Here is a 15,352-nt window from a genome sequence, read left to right as displayed (position 1 = left end):
TGCCGACAGCGCAGTCGGACGATCGGGAGTAGCAGCATGGGGCGGGTCGACCGCAGGAAATCGGTGCAGAACGCGAAAACGCTGATCACCGGCGCGGCCAGCGGTATCGGCCGGGCGACCGCGTTGGCGTCGGCGGCGCGCGGGGCGCGGTTGGTGCTCACCGATATCGATGCCGACGGGCTGGCGGATACCGTCGCCGAGATCGAACGGTCCGGCGGCACGGTGCTCATCGCCGAGGCGTTCGATATCTCGAACTACGACGCCGTCGCCGAATTCGCGGCGACCGTGCACGAGAAGTTCGGCAGCCTCGATGTGGTGATGAACGTGGCCGGGACCTCGGTCTGGGGCACGGTCGACAGTCTGGAGATCCGGCACTGGCGGCGGATGATCGATATCAACCTGCTGGGCCCGATCAATGTGATCGAGCGATTCGTGCCGCCGATGGTGCGCGCCGGTCAGGGCGGCGCGCTGGTGAACGTATCGTCGGCGGCCGGACTGCTGGCGCTGCCGTGGCATGCCGCCTACAGCGCCAGCAAGTACGGGCTGCGCGGACTGTCGGAGGTACTGCGCTTCGAACTGGCCGAGCACGGTATCTCGGTGCATGTGGTGACCCCGGGCGCGGTCGCCACCCCGCTGGTGCGCTCGTTCGACCTGGTCGGCGTGGACAAGGAGCATCCACGGGTACAGCGGGTCACTTCGCTGTTCACCCGGCACGCGGTGGCGCCGGAGAAGGTCGCCGCGGTGATCCTGAGGGGCATCGAACGCAACCGGTTCCTGGTGTACAGCTCGTTCGATATTCGGTTCGGATACTGGTGGAAGCGCAAGCTCGCCTTCCCCTACGAACTACTGATGCGGCAGGCCAACCTGCGGTTCAGCACGCTGAAGCAGTCGGTGAATCGGGATCGGCCAGCGGAGAGCACAACGAGTCCGGACTCTGCGGCACCCCACTGAGCGTGTCGTCGCAGCCTGATTCGGGGCAGTTCAGGTGCACGTCCAGTACGCGCGCGCCCGGGCCCTCGGCGCCGAGCCGGTCGTTCTCGTTCACCAGTTTGCAGCTACCCAGGGACAGGCAGCCGCAGCCGATGCACCCGGTCAGGTTGTCGCGCAGCCGTACCAGCTGGGTTATCCGCTCGTCCAGGTCCTCGCGCCAGGCGGTGGACAGCGTCTCCCAGTCGCGGCGGGTGGGCGTGCGACCTTCCGGCAAACGGTCGAGAGCGGCCCGGATATCGCTCAGTGGGATGCCGACCCGTTGCGAGATCCGGATGAACGCCACCCGGCGCAGCGTCTCACGGGTGTAGCGCCGCTGATTTCCGCTGGTCCGGCGGCTGGAGATCAAGCCTTCGCGTTCGTAGAAATGCAACGCGGACACGGCTACTCCACTACGCTCGGAAAGCTGTCCGGGGGTCAGCTCTTTGGTTGTCCAATCCGCTGTCGGCATCGATACTCCTCCTTTATCTGAACAATACTTCAGGTTGCTGGAGGTCGGGGCGGAAACGGGGCAACTGCCCCGCGAACGGGCGGCGTCCCCGTGCCCGGGCCGCGTTCGCGCACTAGTGTCGGGACATGGGATCAGCTGCCGTACCCGATCCGACACCCGCCACCCGGGCCCGCGCCGAGAATCGCACTTCCCCCGCCGGCTACGGGGTGACCAGCGAAGTCGGCGCCTTGCGCGCGGTGCTGCTGCACCGCCCCGGTGACGAGTTGCGTCGTCTCACCCCGCGTAACAACGACCAGCTGCTGTTCGACGGAATCCCCTGGGTCGAACGCGCGCAGCAGGAACACGACATCTTCGCCCAGGTGCTGCGCGACCGCGGAGTCGAGGTCGCGCTGCTGGCCGATGTGCTCACCGAAACGCTCGAGGTGAGCGGGGCCGCTCGCATCCAGGGCATCTCCGCCGCCGTACACGCCCGCCGTCTCGGGCACACCCTCGCCGACGATCTGGCCGGTCACCTACGCGGGATACCGGCCGCCGATCTGGCGCGGATTCTCATGGCGGGCATGACCTTCGACGAACTGCCCTTCGCCGCCGACAACACCTCACTGGTCCGGCGGATGCACCACGGTGGTGACTTCGTCATCGATCCGCTGCCGAACCTGTTGTTCACCCGCGATTCCTCGTTCTGGGTCGGGCCCAAGGTCGCCATCACCGCCCTGGCGCTTCCCGCCCGGGCCCGGGAAACCTCCCTCACCGACCTCATCTACGCCTTCCATCCGCGGTTTCTCGGAGTACGCCGGGCCTACGAATCACATACCGCGCCCATCGAAGGCGGCGATGTGCTGCTGCTGGCGCCCGGAGTGGTGGCGGTCGGGGTGGGTGAACGGACCTCACCGGCCGGCGCGGAAGCGCTGGCGCGCAGCCTGTTCGACGACCGCCTGGCACATACGGTGCTGGTGGTCCCGATCGCGCAGAACCGCGCCACCATGCATCTGGACACCGTGTGCACGATGGTCGACACCGACGCCGTGGTGATGTATCCGGGCGTCCGCGAAACCCTGACCGCCTACACGATCACCCGCGACGGCACCTCGGACGACTGCGTCGTCACCGGCCCCGAACCGTTCCTGCCCGCCGCCGCGGCCGCCATGGGAATCGACAAACTGCGGGTGATCGACACCGGCCTCGACGGGGTCACCGCCGAACGCGAACAGTGGGACGACGGGAACAACACCCTCGCGCTGAGCCCGGGCGTCGTCGTCGCCTATGAACGCAACGAAATGACCAATGCGCGGCTGGAAGATTCCGGTATCGAAGTGCTGCGCATACCCGGTTCGGAACTGGGCTCGGGCCGCGGTGGACCGCGCTGCCTGTCCTGCCCGCTTGCCCGGGATCCGGTATGAAATCCGGTCCGATGCGGTAAGAACGAGCCATGCTCGAGATCACGGTGTCCCACGATTCGGGCGTCCCGCCGTACGAACAATTGCGGCTCGCCGTCATCGCCCGGGTCCGCGCGGGCGAACTGGCGGCGGGCACCAAGATCCCCACGGTGCGGGCCCTGGCCGCCCAGCTCGGCCTGGCCCCCAATACAGTGGCCCGCGCCTACCGCGAACTGGAACAGGACGGAGTCCTGGAAACCCGCGGCCGGCTGGGCTCGTTCATCGCCTCCTCCGGCGATCCCACCGCCGACGCGGCGGGCCGGGCGGCCTCGGAGTACGTGGCGGCGATACGGCGGTTGGGGTTGGACGGGGAGGACGCGGTCCACTACGTGCGGGTTGCGCTGGGCGCATGAGCGGGCTGCACGGGGAGATGGGTCCGGCTGGTTCGTGAAGGTGGGTGTCTCGTAGGACTCGACACATGGGGTTGCGTCGGCATTCGACGGCCCGATTCCGGGTGTGCTGGTTATCTCCAGCTGGGGAGCCAGAGGTGGTCTTGCCAGTTGCCCGCTGTTATGGGTAGGCCGGTGAGGATGGGCCAGAGCCAGATGAAGTTGGCTATTACGAGGGCCAGGTAGAGGCAGACCACCAGGAGGCCCAGGCTGTGGCGTTCGCTGGGTGCGGGGGGCAGGAACTCGCCGTCGGGGCCGCGGGCGACCGGGCGTCTGGCGGTGCCGAGGATATCGCCCAGCACCAGTGCTACCGCCATCACCAGGAACGGGGCCAGAGTGACCGCGTAGAAGTAGTACATCTGGCGGTCGAGGGTCAGGAACCAGGGCAGTAGCGCGGCGCCATAGGCGGTGAGCACGGCCGCGTACCGCCAGTCGCGGCGGACGATCCAGCGCCAGATACCCCACGCCAGCACGGGCAGCGACACCCACCACAGGGCGGGAGTGCCGACCAGCATGACCGCTTTCACGCATTCGGTCTGCCCGCAGCCGGTGACCCCGTCGTCGGCGTAGTAGTAGAGCATCGGCCGCAACCCCATCGGCCAGGTCCACGGTTTGGATTCCCACGGATGATGGTTGCCGGCGGAATTGGTGAGCTCGGAATGGAAGGTGAGCGTGCGGGAGTGGAAGTACCACAGCGACCGCATGGCGTCGGGCACCAGATGCGACCAGAAGCCACCGGTGCCGATTCCGTCCTCGGGCGCCGACGGGTTGCCCGCCATATAGCGATAGACGGCGGTTTCGCTCCGGAACCAGGCGGCATAACTCGCCAGGTACACGCCCAGCGGAACGAGCACCAGCGCGTACAGGGCGGGGCCGAGATCGCGCACGGCGGTGCCGTATACCGGTCTGCCCACGCCGTAGGTGCGGCGCGCGAACAGATCGAACAGGATGCTCATCAGCCCGAACGCGGCGATGAAGTACAGCCCGGACCATTTGGTGCCGCAGGCCAGGCCGAGCAGGACCCCCGCCCCGAACCGCCACCAGCGCACACCCAGGCGTGGGCCCCACGGGGTCTCCCCGATCCGGCCCTCGGCGTCGGCGCGCGCGAGCCGGGCCCGCACCTGGTCACGGTCGACGATCAGGCAGCCGAACGCGGCGGTGACGAATACCGTGATGAAGATGTCGAGCATCCCGATCCGCGACGAGACGAACGTGGTCCCGTCCGCGATCAGCAGGATCCCGGCCAGCGCCCCCAGCATCGTGGAGCGCGTCATCCGGCGCACGATCCGGATGACCAGCAGGATCAGCACCGTACCGGCCAGCGCGGCGGAGAACCGCCACCCCCAGCCGTTGTAGCCGAACAGCGCCTCCCCGACGGCGATCATCTGTTTGCCGACCGGCGGATGCACCACCAGCCCGTAACCGGGGTTGTCCTCGATTCCGCCGGTGAGGAACTGCCACCCCTGTGGGGCGTAGTGCTTCTCGTCGAAGACCGGCGTGCCCGCATCGGTCGGATAGTTGAGCATGGTGAAGCGGGTGATGGCCGCGACCACCGTCAGGAACAGGCTGACCACCCAGCCGCGCGCGGTATCGGTGGGACCGAAATCCGGCGCCGGCCGCAGCGGGGCCGGACTCGACCAGGTGCGCTGCGGCCGCCAGGCCGCGCGGCGCCGCGGTTCGGTCAGCTGAGTCACGGTGGTGAGCTTATGTGCTGTGTTTTTTTGGCGGTGCCTTCGGCACCGCGGGGTCGAGGCCCCCGAAGGTCCCGCCGTTCAGGCCTCGAGACTTGCGCTTCGCGCGGGCGCTTTCGAGGCCTGAACGGCGGGACGGGCCTCGACCCTTTCAGGGCCTCGTAAGACTCGGCACCAAGACGGGTGCGGCCACGTGCGTGAAGATCCGGCTCGGACGCCAGGGTCACCGAGGTGGTCGAGTCGGCATCCGACCCGGACCTCGAATGCCGACATCACCGCAAGCCGACCCGAGCGGTCGAGTCGGCATCCGACCCGGACCTCGAATGCTCACGCAACCACATGTGTCGAGTTTTACGAGACACCTCAAAGGGTTGAGGCCCGTCTCGCCGTTTCGGCCTCGAAAGCGCCCGCGCGAAGCGCAAGTCTCGAGGCCGAAACGGCGAGACACAAGGGGGCCTCAACCCCGCGCGCGCCAGCGCGCCAAAAACACAGCACCTTCACGAGCAAGCCCACATGTCCACCTTCGCGAACCAGCCCACCCTCGTCTTCGGCGGCCCGGGTCGGTGCCACCCCTCCGGTCCACCTGCCGATCCGGATCGAACGCCGACGTAATCTGGCTGCGTCGAGTTTTGCGAGACACCTGAAAGGGTTGAGGCCCGTCTCGCCGTTCGGCCTCGAAAGCGCCCGCGATGTGCGGTGAGCCGCCCAGAGAGTGCGACCATTGAGCACCTTCGGCCAAGGCTCGAGGCCGAAACGGCGAGACACCAGGGGGCCTCAACCCCGCGGCGCCGAAGGCGCCGCCAAAAGATAGGAGCGTGGTGACCGAGGGTGGGCTGATCTTGGCGGCGACACCGCTGGGGGCGATCGGGGATGCTTCGCCGCGGTTGCGGGAGGCGCTCGGTAGCGCCGATATCGTCGCGGCGGAGGACACCCGGCGGACGCGGTCGCTGGCGGACGCGCTCGGGGTGGAGATCCGGGGACGGGTGATCAGTTTCTACGATCACGTCGAGGAGGCGCGGGTCCCGGCGCTGCTGACCGAGATCGCGGACGGCCGTCGTGTTCTGCTGGTGACCGATGCCGGGATGCCGTCGGTCAGCGACCCCGGCTATCGGCTGGTGGCGGCCTGTGCCGAACGCGGGCTGCCGGTGACCTGTCTGCCCGGGCCGTCGGCGGTGACGACGGCGCTGGCGCTGTCGGCGCTTCCGGTGGACCGGTTCTGTTTCGATGGTTTCGCACCCCGGAAGTCGGGCCGGCGCAAGGAGTGGCTGGGCACGTTGGTGGGGGAGAAGCGGGCGTGCGTGTTCTTCGAGGCCCCGCACCGGCTGGCGGACTGCCTGGCCGACGCGGTCGAGGTCCTGGGCGGGGATCGCCGGGCCGCGGTGTGCCGGGAACTCACCAAGACCTACGAGGAGGTCGTGCGCGGCACGCTGGCCGAACTCGCCGAGTGGGCGGTGGAGGGGGCGCGCGGCGAGATCACCGTGGTGCTCGCGGGCGCCGCGGCCACCGTGGTCGATCCGGAGGACTTGGTGGCGCAGGTGGAGGAGCGCGCCGCGGCGGGGCTGCGTCTCAAGGACGCGAGCGCGGAGATCGCCGAGGTCGCCGGGGTGTCCCGGCGGGAACTCTACGACGCCGTGCTGGCTGCCCGCCGCGCCGCGGTGGACTGATCCGGCGCGGATCAGTCCTCGGTTTTCGGCTCCACATAGCGCGGGAACACCGGTTCGGGGGCCGGGAGCGCGACACCGGGTACCAGCGGGGTGGCGAGCGCGGCGAAATCGCGGTCCTGCTGGGCGAGCAGGTCCAGGATCCGCGCGGCCGAGCCGGGCAGTACCGGTTGGACCAGGATCGCCACGATCCGGACCACCTCGAGGGTGACGTAGAGGACCGTGGCCATCCGGGCGAGGTCTTCGTCGGTGCCCGATTTACGCAGCGCCCACGGCGCCTGGGCGCTGAAGTACCGGTTGGTCTCGCCGAGGGTGAGCCAGATCTGTTCGAGGGCCAGATGCATCTGCTGGGCATCGAATTCGGCTCGGCAGCGTTCCAGCAGACCGTTGGCGCGGTCGAGCAGCGCGCGATCCTCCGCGGTGAACTCGCCGGGGGTGGGGACGGCCGCGCCGCAATTCTTGGCGACCATGGTCAGGCTGCGCTGCACCAGGTTGCCGAATTCGTTGGCGAGGTCGGCGTTGATCCGGGAGACGATCGCCTCGTGGCTGTAACTGCCGTCCTGGCCGTAGGAGATCTCGCGCAGCAGGAAGAAGCGCACGGCGTCGAGGCCGTAGGCTTCGACGAGGTCCAGCGGGTCGACCACATTGCCGACCGACTTCGACATCTTCTCGCCCTTGTTGTACAGGAAGCCGTGCACGAAGACCCGGCGCGGCAGTTCGATCCCCGCCGACATCAGGAACGCCGGCCAGTACACGGTGTGGAAGCGGCTGATGTCCTTGCCGATGATGTGCACATCGGCGGGCCAGTACTTCTGGAACGCGGCCGACCCGGTATCCGGGAAGCCGACGCCGGTGAGGTAGTTGGTGAGCGCGTCCACCCAGACGTACATCACGTGGTCGGGGTGATCGGGGACGGGCACACCCCAGTCGAAGGTGGTCCGGGAGATGGACAGGTCCTTGAGACCGGCCTTGACGTAGCTCACGATCTCGTTGCGCCGGGTGGCCGGTGCGATGAACTCGGGGTGCTCGTCGTAGAGCGCGAGCAGTTTGTCCTGGTAGGCCGATAGCCGGAAGAAGAAGTTGGATTCCTCGGTCCAGGTCACCGGGGTGTTGGTTTCGGTGGAGACGCGGCTGCCGTCGTCGAGCAGCGTGGTCTCCTCCTCGGTGTAGAACGCTTCGTCGCGTACCGAGTACCAGCCCGAGTAGTTGTCGAGGTAGATATCGCCGTTGTCCAGCATCCGCTGCCAGATGGCCGCGCTGGCGAGCTGGTGGTCGGCGTCGGTGGTGCGGATGAACCGGTCGTAGGAGACGTCGAGCGTCTTGTCCATCCGCTCGAAGACATCGGAGTTACGGGCGGCCAGTTCCTCCACCGGGATGTTCTCGGCGGCGGCGGTCTGCTGCATCTTCTGACCGTGTTCGTCGGTTCCGGTCATGAAGAACACGTCGTACCCGTCGAGCCGCTTGAACCGGGCGAGCGCGTCCGAGGAGATGTACTCGTAGGCGTGCCCGATATGCGGCGCACCGTTGGGGTACGCGATGGCCGTGGTGATATAGAAGGCGGGACGATCGACTGCGCTCATCGGATACTCCCGAGCAAACGTCCGCTGCCGGGTGCGGGGACTGATCGAGGAGCAGGCGTTCGGGTTCTCGGCATAGCGTTCATTCTTTCAGGATTGCGCCGCTGGCTGAGGCGGCGAAATACGAATCGGTCTGTGGGGCGGCGGGCGAGAATCGGAGGCGGGGCGCCCGGCACGCAATACCTGCGAAGGTCGGCGCTCGGTCTGTTGGACGGTCGTTGTCTCCAGAACCGCGGTGCACAACCGACGGATAGGCGCGCGTGGCGAGGCACGGCCTCCCGCCCCACGACAGGAGCAGGCAATTCGATGCCGTATGTTGTCGGGCGTGGGGGAAATCGTGCGCTACACCTATCGCTTGCGTCCGGGTGCACACGCGGGTCGGGCGTTGGGCTCCGAGTGGCATCGATGCCGCTTCCTTTGGAACGAAGCCGTCCACCAGCAACGCATCGGCAGCGCACCGACATTCGGGAAGCTGTCGAGAATGCTGACCGAAGCGCGCGGGCGTGTCGCCTGGTTGCGGGAAGGCTCGCAAGTCGCACAGCAGCAGACGCTGCGCACCTATGCGCGGGCCCTGGATGAGTCGTTCAGGGTGAAAGGCCGGGGCAGGCCCACGGTGAAGTCCCGCAAGAGCTGTCTGCCGTCGCTGGAGTACACCAGGCGGGGGTTCTCGATCAAGGACGGTCGTCTCCGGTTGCCGGGGAAGGTAGCGATTCCCGTGGTGTGGTCGCGGGAACTGCCGTCGGAGCCGACCTCGGTGCGTGTGTACCGGGACGCGCTCGGTCATTGGTATGCGTCGTTCGTGGTGCACCGCGAAATCGTCGCTGCCCCGGTCGTATCGGGTGGTATAGGTATCGACTGGGGTGTGTCCACTACGGCGACGACCACCGACCCGGCTTACGATCTGCCCTACGGCGGGCACCGGAAGCGATGCGCTGCGGAACTGGCTCGGGCGCAGCGCGCGATGGCGCGCCGTCGCCGGGCACGTGGGCACGCACCCAGTGCCGGGTATCTGCGGGCACGGCGCGAAGCTGCGAGACTGCACAAGAAGGCGGCTCGGCAGAACACCTACGATGCCCGGGTGTGGGCGAAGCGTGTGGTCGGGAACCATCACACGATTGCCGTCGAGGACTTCAACCCCGGATTCTTGTTCCGTTCGACGATGGCCCGAAAAGCGGCGGATGCCGCGGTCGGTGCCGCGAAGCGGGAGCTGATCGAGCGTGCCAGGCGGGCGGGGCGGAGGGTGGTGTTGGTGCCGCCCGCATATACGACGATGACCTGCGCGAGTTGTGGTGCGAGAGCCAAGCAGCGGCTCGCGTTGGAGGTACGTGCTTTCCGTTGTCAGGCCTGCGGGCATGCCGCAGACCGCGACCGAAACGCCGCTGCCGTGATCTTGATGGCGGCCACGGGAGAACTCGACCGTGTCGGTGTCGACGACGTAAGACATTGCCGGTCTCCTTCCGGGGCGGTCGGTCGTGCGGTCCGAGCTGAAAATCCCCCGGCTCCAGCCGTGGGGAAGGGTTAAGGTGTGTCGATTCCATCATGGGGGCCGACTGGAGACCGATTCGGCTCCGTGTTCCTGGCATGAGAGAGTACGGGCTGTGGCTCTACTGTGAGGACTGTGCCTCTTCGTGACTTCGTACGAGAGTTTCGTCCCCCGGTAAGCTCGGCCGGCCGGCGACAGGTGGCCGGCCGATGAGTGGCCGGCGTTCCGCGCCGCCGTTGCCGGAGCCACTGACCCCGCTGGTCGACGCGCACACCCATCTGGACGCTTGTGGCGCCACCGACGCCGCCTCGGTGGCGGAGATGGTGGACCGGGCGGCCGGGGTGGGTGTCGGCAGGGTGGTCACCGTCGCCGACGATCTCACCGCCGCGCGCTGGGCCGTGGATGCCGCGAACTGGGACGACCGGGTGTACGCCGCGGTCGCGCTGCATCCGACCCGGGCGAACGCGCTCGACGACGCGGCGCGGGCGGAGTTGGAGAAGCTGGCCGCCGACCCCCGGGTGGTGGCGGTCGGGGAAACCGGATTGGACTACTACTGGCCGGGCAAGCTCGAGGGGTGCGCGGATGTCGAGACTCAGATCGAGGGTTTCCGCTGGCATATCGATCTGGCGAAGCGCCTCGGCAAACCGCTGATGATCCACAACCGAGAGGCCGATCACGACCTGCTGACCGTGCTGCTCGACGAGGGCGCCCCGGAGACGGTGATCTTCCACTGTTTCTCCTCGGACGCGAATATGGCGGTGTCGTGTGTGGCCGAGGGATATGTCCTGAGTTTCTCGGGGACGGCGAGTTTCAAGAACGCGCACGAATTGCGGGAAGCGGTGCGGGTGGTGCCCGACGAGCAACTGCTGTTCGAAACCGACGCGCCGTATCTGACCCCGCACCCGTACCGGGGTGCGCCGAACGAGCCGTACTGCCTGCCCTACACTGTGCGCGCGGTCGCCGAGATCCGTGGCCAGGACCCGGGGGAACTGGCCGAGATCAGCACCGCGAACGCTCGCCGTATCTATCGATTCGGCCGCACCTGACCCCTGTTGATCTAGAGTGATGCAAATCACAATTCAAGGGGCTGGGATTTCGTCTACCTGGGGTGCGAGGGACGTCCGGAGATGTGAAGAATCGACGGGTCGGTTCGTAGCCCTTGTCGGGGCCCGGCGGCTTCGTTATCGTCTCGTGACCGTGTCACCCTTTGCGAGGATCAACTCCTCACGCTCACCCCTGCTGTACCTGGTCATCGCCGCTGTGCTGCTGACCTTGATCGCCGGCGCCGGTGCGGCCATCATCACCCACGACTCCGGTGGCGAACGGGCGCACTCCGCGCCGGCGGGCGTGTCGTACTCGCTGGAGCCGGCAGCCGCCTGACCCTTCCCGCCCGCGTGGGCGTCCGGGCCCGGGTTGGTAGGTTCTCCCGGTGTCCGATGCCGAGATGATGGTGCGTGGTCAGGCCGAACTGCTGGGTCCCGCGCAGGTGCGCGAACTGGCGGAGCGCCTGGGTGTGCGCCCGACCAAACAGCTCGGCCAGAACTTCGTGCACGACGGCAACACCGTCCGGCGCATCGTGACCGCGGCCGGTGTCGGGCGGGCGGATACCGTGCTGGAGGTGGGGCCCGGTCTCGGTTCCCTGACCTTGGCGCTACTGGATGTGGTGGATGCCGTCCTCGCGGTGGAGATCGATCCGGTGCTGGCCGGGCAACTGCCCGCGACGGTGCGGGAACGGGCCGCTCCGCTGGCCGAGCGGCTGACCGTGATCCCGGGTGACGCACTGCGGATCGGGTCGGCGGCGCTGGCGGTGGCGCCGACCGCGCTGGTCGCGAATCTTCCCTACAACGTGGCCGTGCCGGTGCTGTTGCATCTGCTCGCCGAGTTCCCGAGTATCACCACCACGCTGGTGATGGTGCAGGCCGAGGTGGCCGACCGGCTCGCCGCGAAACCGGGCGGCCGGGTGTACGGGGTGCCCAGTGTGAAGGCCGGGTTCTACGGCACCGTGCGCAAGGCGGGCGCGGTGGGCCGGCAGGTGTTCTGGCCGGTGCCGCAGGTGGAATCGGGTCTGGTGCGTATCGACCGGTTCACCGAACCGCCGTGGCCGGTCGACGAAGCGCATCGGCTCCGCGTTTTCGAGGTGGTCGATCTGGCCTTCGCGCAACGCCGCAAAACGCTGCGCGCCGCGCTGGCGGGGTGGGCGGGTAGCCCCGCGGAAGCCGAGCGGCGGCTGCTCGCCGCCGGGATCGCACCGACTGCCCGCGGGGAAACCCTGGACACCGCGGCCTTCGTCCGACTCGCCGCGCAGTCCTGATCCCTCCGGAATCGATTCCGATCGCCCTGCTTACCGGGCGATCTCGTAACCCGCTTCGTCCACCGCCGCGGCGATATCGGCATCGGCGATGGGACCGCTGCCCTCGACGACGACCCGGCCGGACGCGAGGTCCACGTCGACGCCGGTGACACCGTCGATCTTGCCGATCTCGGTCTGTACCGACTGGACGCAGTGTCCGCAGGTCATTCCGGTGACGGTGTAGGTGCTGGTCGTGGCCATGACATCTCCTTCGTGCTCGTTCCCGTGCGGGACCATGTCCAATATACCCCCCGGGGGTACGGGCCGCAACGAGTCGGCCCGAGCGCTCGCGCCCGACTTCCCGAAGGGCACGATCGTGGAACACTGGGACGTCGTCCAGGCGGTGCCCGACCCGGCCGCGATCCCACACGGAATGTTCTGACGGCCGGGCGCGACGCGGTCCGGTGTCGTCCCGGTGATCCGGCGGCGCCGTCCGGCGGCTGGGGATGGGCTTCGCCCAACTGCGCCTATTAGGCTGGGTCACCGTGCTGTCCGTTGTGCCCAGTCCCGTCACCGTGCGGGCTCCTTCGAAGGTGAACCTCCATCTGGGAGTGGGTGATCTGCGCGCCGACGGCTACCACGAGCTCACCACCGTATTCCAGGCACTCTCGCTGGCCGACGACCTGGAGATCACCCCGGCCAACTCGCTCACCCTGCGGGTCACCGGGGAGGGCGCAGCCGAAGTTCCCACCGACCGGACGAATCTGGTGTGGAAGGCCGCGGTCCGGCTCGCCCAGGTGGCCGGACGTGCGCCGCTGGTGGAGATCGCCATCGACAAGGGCATCCCGGTCGCCGGTGGGATGGCCGGCGGCAGCGCCGACGCGGCCGCCGCGCTGGTCGGCCTGAACGAGCTGTGGGAACTGGGAATGAACCGGGACGAGCTCGCCGCGGTGGCCGCCGAACTGGGCAGCGATGTGCCCTTCGCCCTGCACGGTGGCACCGCGCTGGGCACCGGGCGCGGGGAACGCCTGCTCCCGGTGCTGTCCCGCAACGCCTTCCACTGGGTGCTGGCGCTGGCCAAGGGCGGACTGTCCACGCCCGAGGTATTCACCGAACTCGACCGGCTGCGGGTCCAGGGCGAACCACCCCGGCTCGGCGAACCCCAGGAGATCATGCAGGCACTGGCCTCCGGTGACGCGCATCAGCTCGCGCCTCTGCTCGGCAACGATCTGCAGGCCGCCGCTGTCTCGCTGCGCCCCGAGCTGCGCCGCACGCTGCGGGCGGGCGTCGAGGTCGGCGCTCTGGCCGGTCTGATCTCCGGATCCGGTCCGACCTGCGCGTTCCTGTGCGAATCGGCGGAATCGGCGGTGGCGGTCGCGGCGGAACTGTCCGGTGCGGGAGTGGCCCGCAGCGTGCGCACGGCCACCGGGCCGGTACCGGGTGCGCGGGTGATCGGCCACGAGGAACCGCACCACCCGGCGCCCGACCCCGGGCCGGGCCCGCGCCGCGCCTGATCACCGGACCCGTTTCGCCGTGGCCCTGCGCGGGCTGCGGGTGGGCTGCGCTCACCAGCGCCCATTAGGCTGAGCTGGGCCCCGTAGAGGCGTGGCCGGCAGCCGGAGGCGGAAGGATCCATGTCCAACCTGATCAACCTCGAACAGGTCAGCAAGAGTTTCGGGATCACCCCGCTGCTCGACGGAGTATCGCTCGGTGTGCACTCCGGCGACCGGATCGGGGTGGTGGGCCTCAACGGCGGCGGGAAGACCACCCTGCTGGAGGTGCTGACCGGTATCGAGGAGCCCGACAGCGGCCGGGTGAGCCGGCTCGGCGGGCTGCGTATGGCGGTGGTCACCCAGCGGGGCGTGCTGCCCGAGGGTGCCACCGTCGGCGACGTGGTGCTGGCCGGGCTGGCCGACGACGCGCCCACCGGCGATCTCGCCGAACACGAATGGGCCGCCGACCCGCGGATCCGGTCGGTGCTGGACGGTATCGGTATCGCCGACCTCGGTCTGGACACCTCCGTCACCAACCTGTCCGGCGGCGAACGCCGCCGGGTGGCCTTGGCGGCCGCGCTGGTGCGGGAGCTGGATCTGCTGGTTCTCGACGAGCCGACCAACCATCTCGACGTCGAAGGGGTCGAATGGCTGGCCGGACACCTGCTGGCCCGGCGTAGCGCGCTCGTCGTCGTCACCCACGACCGCTGGTTCCTGGACACGGTCGCCACCCGCACTTGGGAGGTGGTGGGCGGCCGGGTCGAAACCTACGAGGGCGGCTACGGCGACTGGATCTTCGCCCGGGCCGAACGCGCCCGTCAGGCCGATGCGACCGAGGCCCGCCGCCGCAACCTCGCGCGCAAGGAACTGGCTTGGTTGCGGCGTGGCCCGCAGGCCCGTACGTCCAAACCGCGCTACCGGGTCGAGGCCGCCGAGGCGCTGATCGCCGATGTGCCGCCGCCACGCGATTCGGTCTCGCTCACCGCGTTCGCGAAGAAGCGGCTGGGCCGGGTGGTGATCGAACTCGAGGACGCCACCCTCGCCACCCCGGACGGCCGGGAGCTGGTCCGCGATCTCACCTGGCGGCTCGCTCCTGGAGAACGGGTCGGTCTGGTCGGGGTGAACGGATCGGGCAAGACCACGCTGTTGCGCGCGCTCGCCGGGGATGTCGACCCGGTATCGGGCAAACGGATCCAGGGCCAGACCGTGCGGATCGGCTGGTTGCGGCAGGAACTCGACGATCTGCCCACCGATATGCGGGTGCTCGAGGCGGTACAGCAGATCGCCATGCGCATCACCCTGGGCGAGGGCAGCAAGGCGCTGGAGCTGTCCGCCGGGCAGCTCGCCGAACGGCTCGGTTTCACCCCGGCCCGCCAGCGCACCCCGGTACGCGACCTGTCCGGTGGCGAGCGGCGCCGCCTGCAACTCACGCGCATCCTGATGGCCGAGCCCAATGTGCTGCTGCTGGACGAGCCGACCAACGACCTCGATATCGATACCCTGCAGCAGCTGGAGGACCTGCTGGACAACTGGGCCGGAACTCTGGTGGTGATCAGCCACGACCGCTACCTGGTCGAGCGGATCTGCGATACCACCTGGGCGCTGTTCGGTGACGGCGCGCTCACCAACCTGCCCGGAGGGATAACCCAGTACCTGCGCCGCCGTGCCGAACTCGCGGCCGCCGGTTCCACCCGCGCGACGACACAATCGCAGACGACGGCTCCGCAGACCGATTCCGCGGCCTACCGTGCGGCCCGTAAGGAACTGACCCGGCTGGAACGTGCCATCGACAAACTGGGCGAACGGGAGACGGCCCTGCACGCGGCGCTGGCCGATGCCGCCACCGAACCCGACAAATTGATGACGCTGGGCGCGGAACTCAAAGATATCCAGG

At 68.5% G+C, this 15,352-nt stretch carries 15 protein-coding genes; 11 read left to right on the top strand and 4 right to left on the bottom strand.

Annotated elements, in window-relative coordinates:
* Window positions 1-36: 36 nt before the first annotated feature.
* Window positions 37-951 carry an SDR family oxidoreductase gene (locus ON38_RS21330; protein ID WP_051165033.1) on the top strand — a complete coding sequence of 305 codons (915 nt, stop codon included), beginning with the start codon at window positions 37-39 and terminating at the stop codon, window positions 949-951.
* On the opposite strand, the gene soxR is transcribed toward ON38_RS21330, so the two are convergent.
* Window positions 872-1,438, bottom strand: coding sequence for a redox-sensitive transcriptional activator SoxR (gene soxR, locus ON38_RS21325; protein WP_083872964.1), 567 nt, complete (start codon window positions 1,436-1,438; stop codon window positions 872-874). The two genes, ON38_RS21330 and soxR, sit on opposite strands and share 80 nt — an antisense overlap.
* 125 nt (window positions 1,439-1,563) lie before the next feature.
* Here soxR and arcA point away from each other — a divergent pair, with 125 nt between their 5' ends.
* Together arcA and ON38_RS21315 are read left to right on the top strand one after the other, a co-directional pair.
* A complete protein-coding gene (gene arcA / locus ON38_RS21320; protein WP_083872962.1) occupies window positions 1,564-2,838 on the top strand; it encodes an arginine deiminase in 1,275 nt (424 codons plus the stop codon).
* A 29-nt stretch (window positions 2,839-2,867) separates the two neighbouring features.
* On the top strand, window positions 2,868-3,227 hold the full coding sequence (locus ON38_RS21315) for a GntR family transcriptional regulator (protein ID WP_039826698.1): 360 nt from the start codon (window positions 2,868-2,870) through the stop codon (window positions 3,225-3,227).
* 110 nt (window positions 3,228-3,337) lie between these two features.
* Here ON38_RS21315 and ON38_RS21310 read toward each other — a convergent pair whose 3' ends face one another.
* A complete protein-coding gene (locus ON38_RS21310) occupies window positions 3,338-4,957 on the bottom strand; it encodes a dolichyl-phosphate-mannose--protein mannosyltransferase (RefSeq protein ID WP_039826697.1) in 1,620 nt (539 codons plus the stop codon).
* 812 nt (window positions 4,958-5,769) lie between these two features.
* Here ON38_RS21310 and rsmI point away from each other — a divergent pair.
* Entirely contained in the window at window positions 5,770-6,618 is an 849-nt protein-coding gene (gene rsmI / locus ON38_RS21305) for a 16S rRNA (cytidine(1402)-2'-O)-methyltransferase (RefSeq protein WP_039826696.1), read from the top strand.
* Window positions 6,619-6,629: 11 nt separating this feature from the next.
* On the opposite strand, the gene metG is transcribed toward rsmI, so the two are convergent.
* Window positions 6,630-8,195, bottom strand: coding sequence for a methionine--tRNA ligase (gene metG, locus ON38_RS21300; protein WP_039826695.1), 1,566 nt, complete (start codon window positions 8,193-8,195; stop codon window positions 6,630-6,632).
* A 310-nt stretch (window positions 8,196-8,505) separates the two neighbouring features.
* On the opposite strand from metG, the gene ON38_RS21295 reads away from it, so the two are divergent.
* The 4 genes from ON38_RS21295 to rsmA all read left to right on the top strand — a co-directional run bounded on the left by ON38_RS21295 (window position 8,506) and on the right by rsmA (window position 11,986).
* Window positions 8,506-9,714 carry an RNA-guided endonuclease InsQ/TnpB family protein gene (locus ON38_RS21295; RefSeq protein WP_083872960.1) on the top strand — a complete coding sequence of 403 codons (1,209 nt, stop codon included), beginning with the start codon at window positions 8,506-8,508 and terminating at the stop codon, window positions 9,712-9,714.
* Between the two features lie 170 nt (window positions 9,715-9,884).
* Window positions 9,885-10,721, top strand: coding sequence for a TatD family hydrolase (locus ON38_RS21290; RefSeq protein ID WP_039826694.1), 837 nt, complete (start codon window positions 9,885-9,887; stop codon window positions 10,719-10,721).
* Between the two features lie 151 nt (window positions 10,722-10,872).
* Window positions 10,873-11,055 (top strand): hypothetical protein, encoded by a 183-nt coding sequence (locus ON38_RS21285; protein WP_169333287.1) that lies wholly within the window; start codon window positions 10,873-10,875, stop codon window positions 11,053-11,055.
* Window positions 11,056-11,119: 64 nt separating this feature from the next.
* The gene (gene rsmA, locus ON38_RS21280) at window positions 11,120-11,986 is read left to right on the top strand and encodes a 16S rRNA (adenine(1518)-N(6)/adenine(1519)-N(6))-dimethyltransferase RsmA (protein ID WP_373281239.1); all 867 of its coding nucleotides are present in this window, start codon (window positions 11,120-11,122) and stop codon (window positions 11,984-11,986) included.
* Between the two features lie 30 nt (window positions 11,987-12,016).
* On the opposite strand, the gene ON38_RS21275 is transcribed toward rsmA, so the two are convergent.
* Entirely contained in the window at window positions 12,017-12,226 is a 210-nt protein-coding gene (locus ON38_RS21275) for a heavy-metal-associated domain-containing protein (RefSeq protein ID WP_039826713.1), read from the bottom strand.
* Between the two features lie 34 nt (window positions 12,227-12,260).
* Here ON38_RS21275 and ON38_RS36175 point away from each other — a divergent pair, with 34 nt between their 5' ends.
* The 3 genes from ON38_RS36175 to ON38_RS21265 all read left to right on the top strand — a co-directional run.
* Window positions 12,261-12,407 (top strand): hypothetical protein, encoded by a 147-nt coding sequence (locus ON38_RS36175; protein ID WP_157181834.1) that lies wholly within the window; start codon window positions 12,261-12,263, stop codon window positions 12,405-12,407.
* Window positions 12,408-12,510: 103 nt separating this feature from the next.
* Window positions 12,511-13,479: a 4-(cytidine 5'-diphospho)-2-C-methyl-D-erythritol kinase gene (locus tag ON38_RS21270; protein WP_051165038.1), complete on the top strand. Its 969-nt coding sequence runs from the start codon at window positions 12,511-12,513 to the stop codon at window positions 13,477-13,479.
* Window positions 13,480-13,599: 120 nt separating this feature from the next.
* A partial coding sequence (locus ON38_RS21265; RefSeq protein ID WP_039826691.1) for an ABC-F family ATP-binding cassette domain-containing protein occupies window positions 13,600-15,352 on the top strand: 1,753 nt, incomplete at its 3' end.

Source organism: Nocardia testacea NBRC 100365, from assembly GCF_000308775.1.
Taxonomy (GTDB): domain Bacteria; phylum Actinomycetota; class Actinomycetes; order Mycobacteriales; family Mycobacteriaceae; genus Nocardia; species Nocardia testacea.
Note: the sequence above shows the minus strand (reverse complement) of the source record. Positions and strands in the feature narration are given on the sequence as shown.

Bases quoted from the DNA above. Each gene is read 5' to 3' on its own strand.
- ON38_RS21315 (WP_039826698.1), top strand. From the start codon at position 2,868: ATGCTCGAGATCACGGTGTCCCACGATTCGGGCGTCCCGCCGTACGAA.
- soxR (WP_083872964.1), bottom strand. From the start codon at position 1,438: ATGCCGACAGCGGATTGGACAACCAAAGAGCTGACCCCCGGACAGCTT.
- ON38_RS21330 (WP_051165033.1), top strand. From the start codon at position 37: ATGGGGCGGGTCGACCGCAGGAAATCGGTGCAGAACGCGAAAACGCTG.
- rsmA (WP_373281239.1), top strand. From the start codon at position 11,120: ATGATGGTGCGTGGTCAGGCCGAACTGCTGGGTCCCGCGCAGGTGCGC.
- arcA (WP_083872962.1), top strand. From the start codon at position 1,564: ATGGGATCAGCTGCCGTACCCGATCCGACACCCGCCACCCGGGCCCGC.
- ON38_RS21290 (WP_039826694.1), top strand. From the start codon at position 9,885: ATGAGTGGCCGGCGTTCCGCGCCGCCGTTGCCGGAGCCACTGACCCCG.
- ON38_RS21295 (WP_083872960.1), top strand. From the start codon at position 8,506: ATGTTGTCGGGCGTGGGGGAAATCGTGCGCTACACCTATCGCTTGCGT.
- metG (WP_039826695.1), bottom strand. From the start codon at position 8,195: ATGAGCGCAGTCGATCGTCCCGCCTTCTATATCACCACGGCCATCGCG.
- ON38_RS36175 (WP_157181834.1), top strand. From the start codon at position 12,261: ATGTCCAATATACCCCCCGGGGGTACGGGCCGCAACGAGTCGGCCCGA.
- ON38_RS21275 (WP_039826713.1), bottom strand. From the start codon at position 12,226: ATGGCCACGACCAGCACCTACACCGTCACCGGAATGACCTGCGGACAC.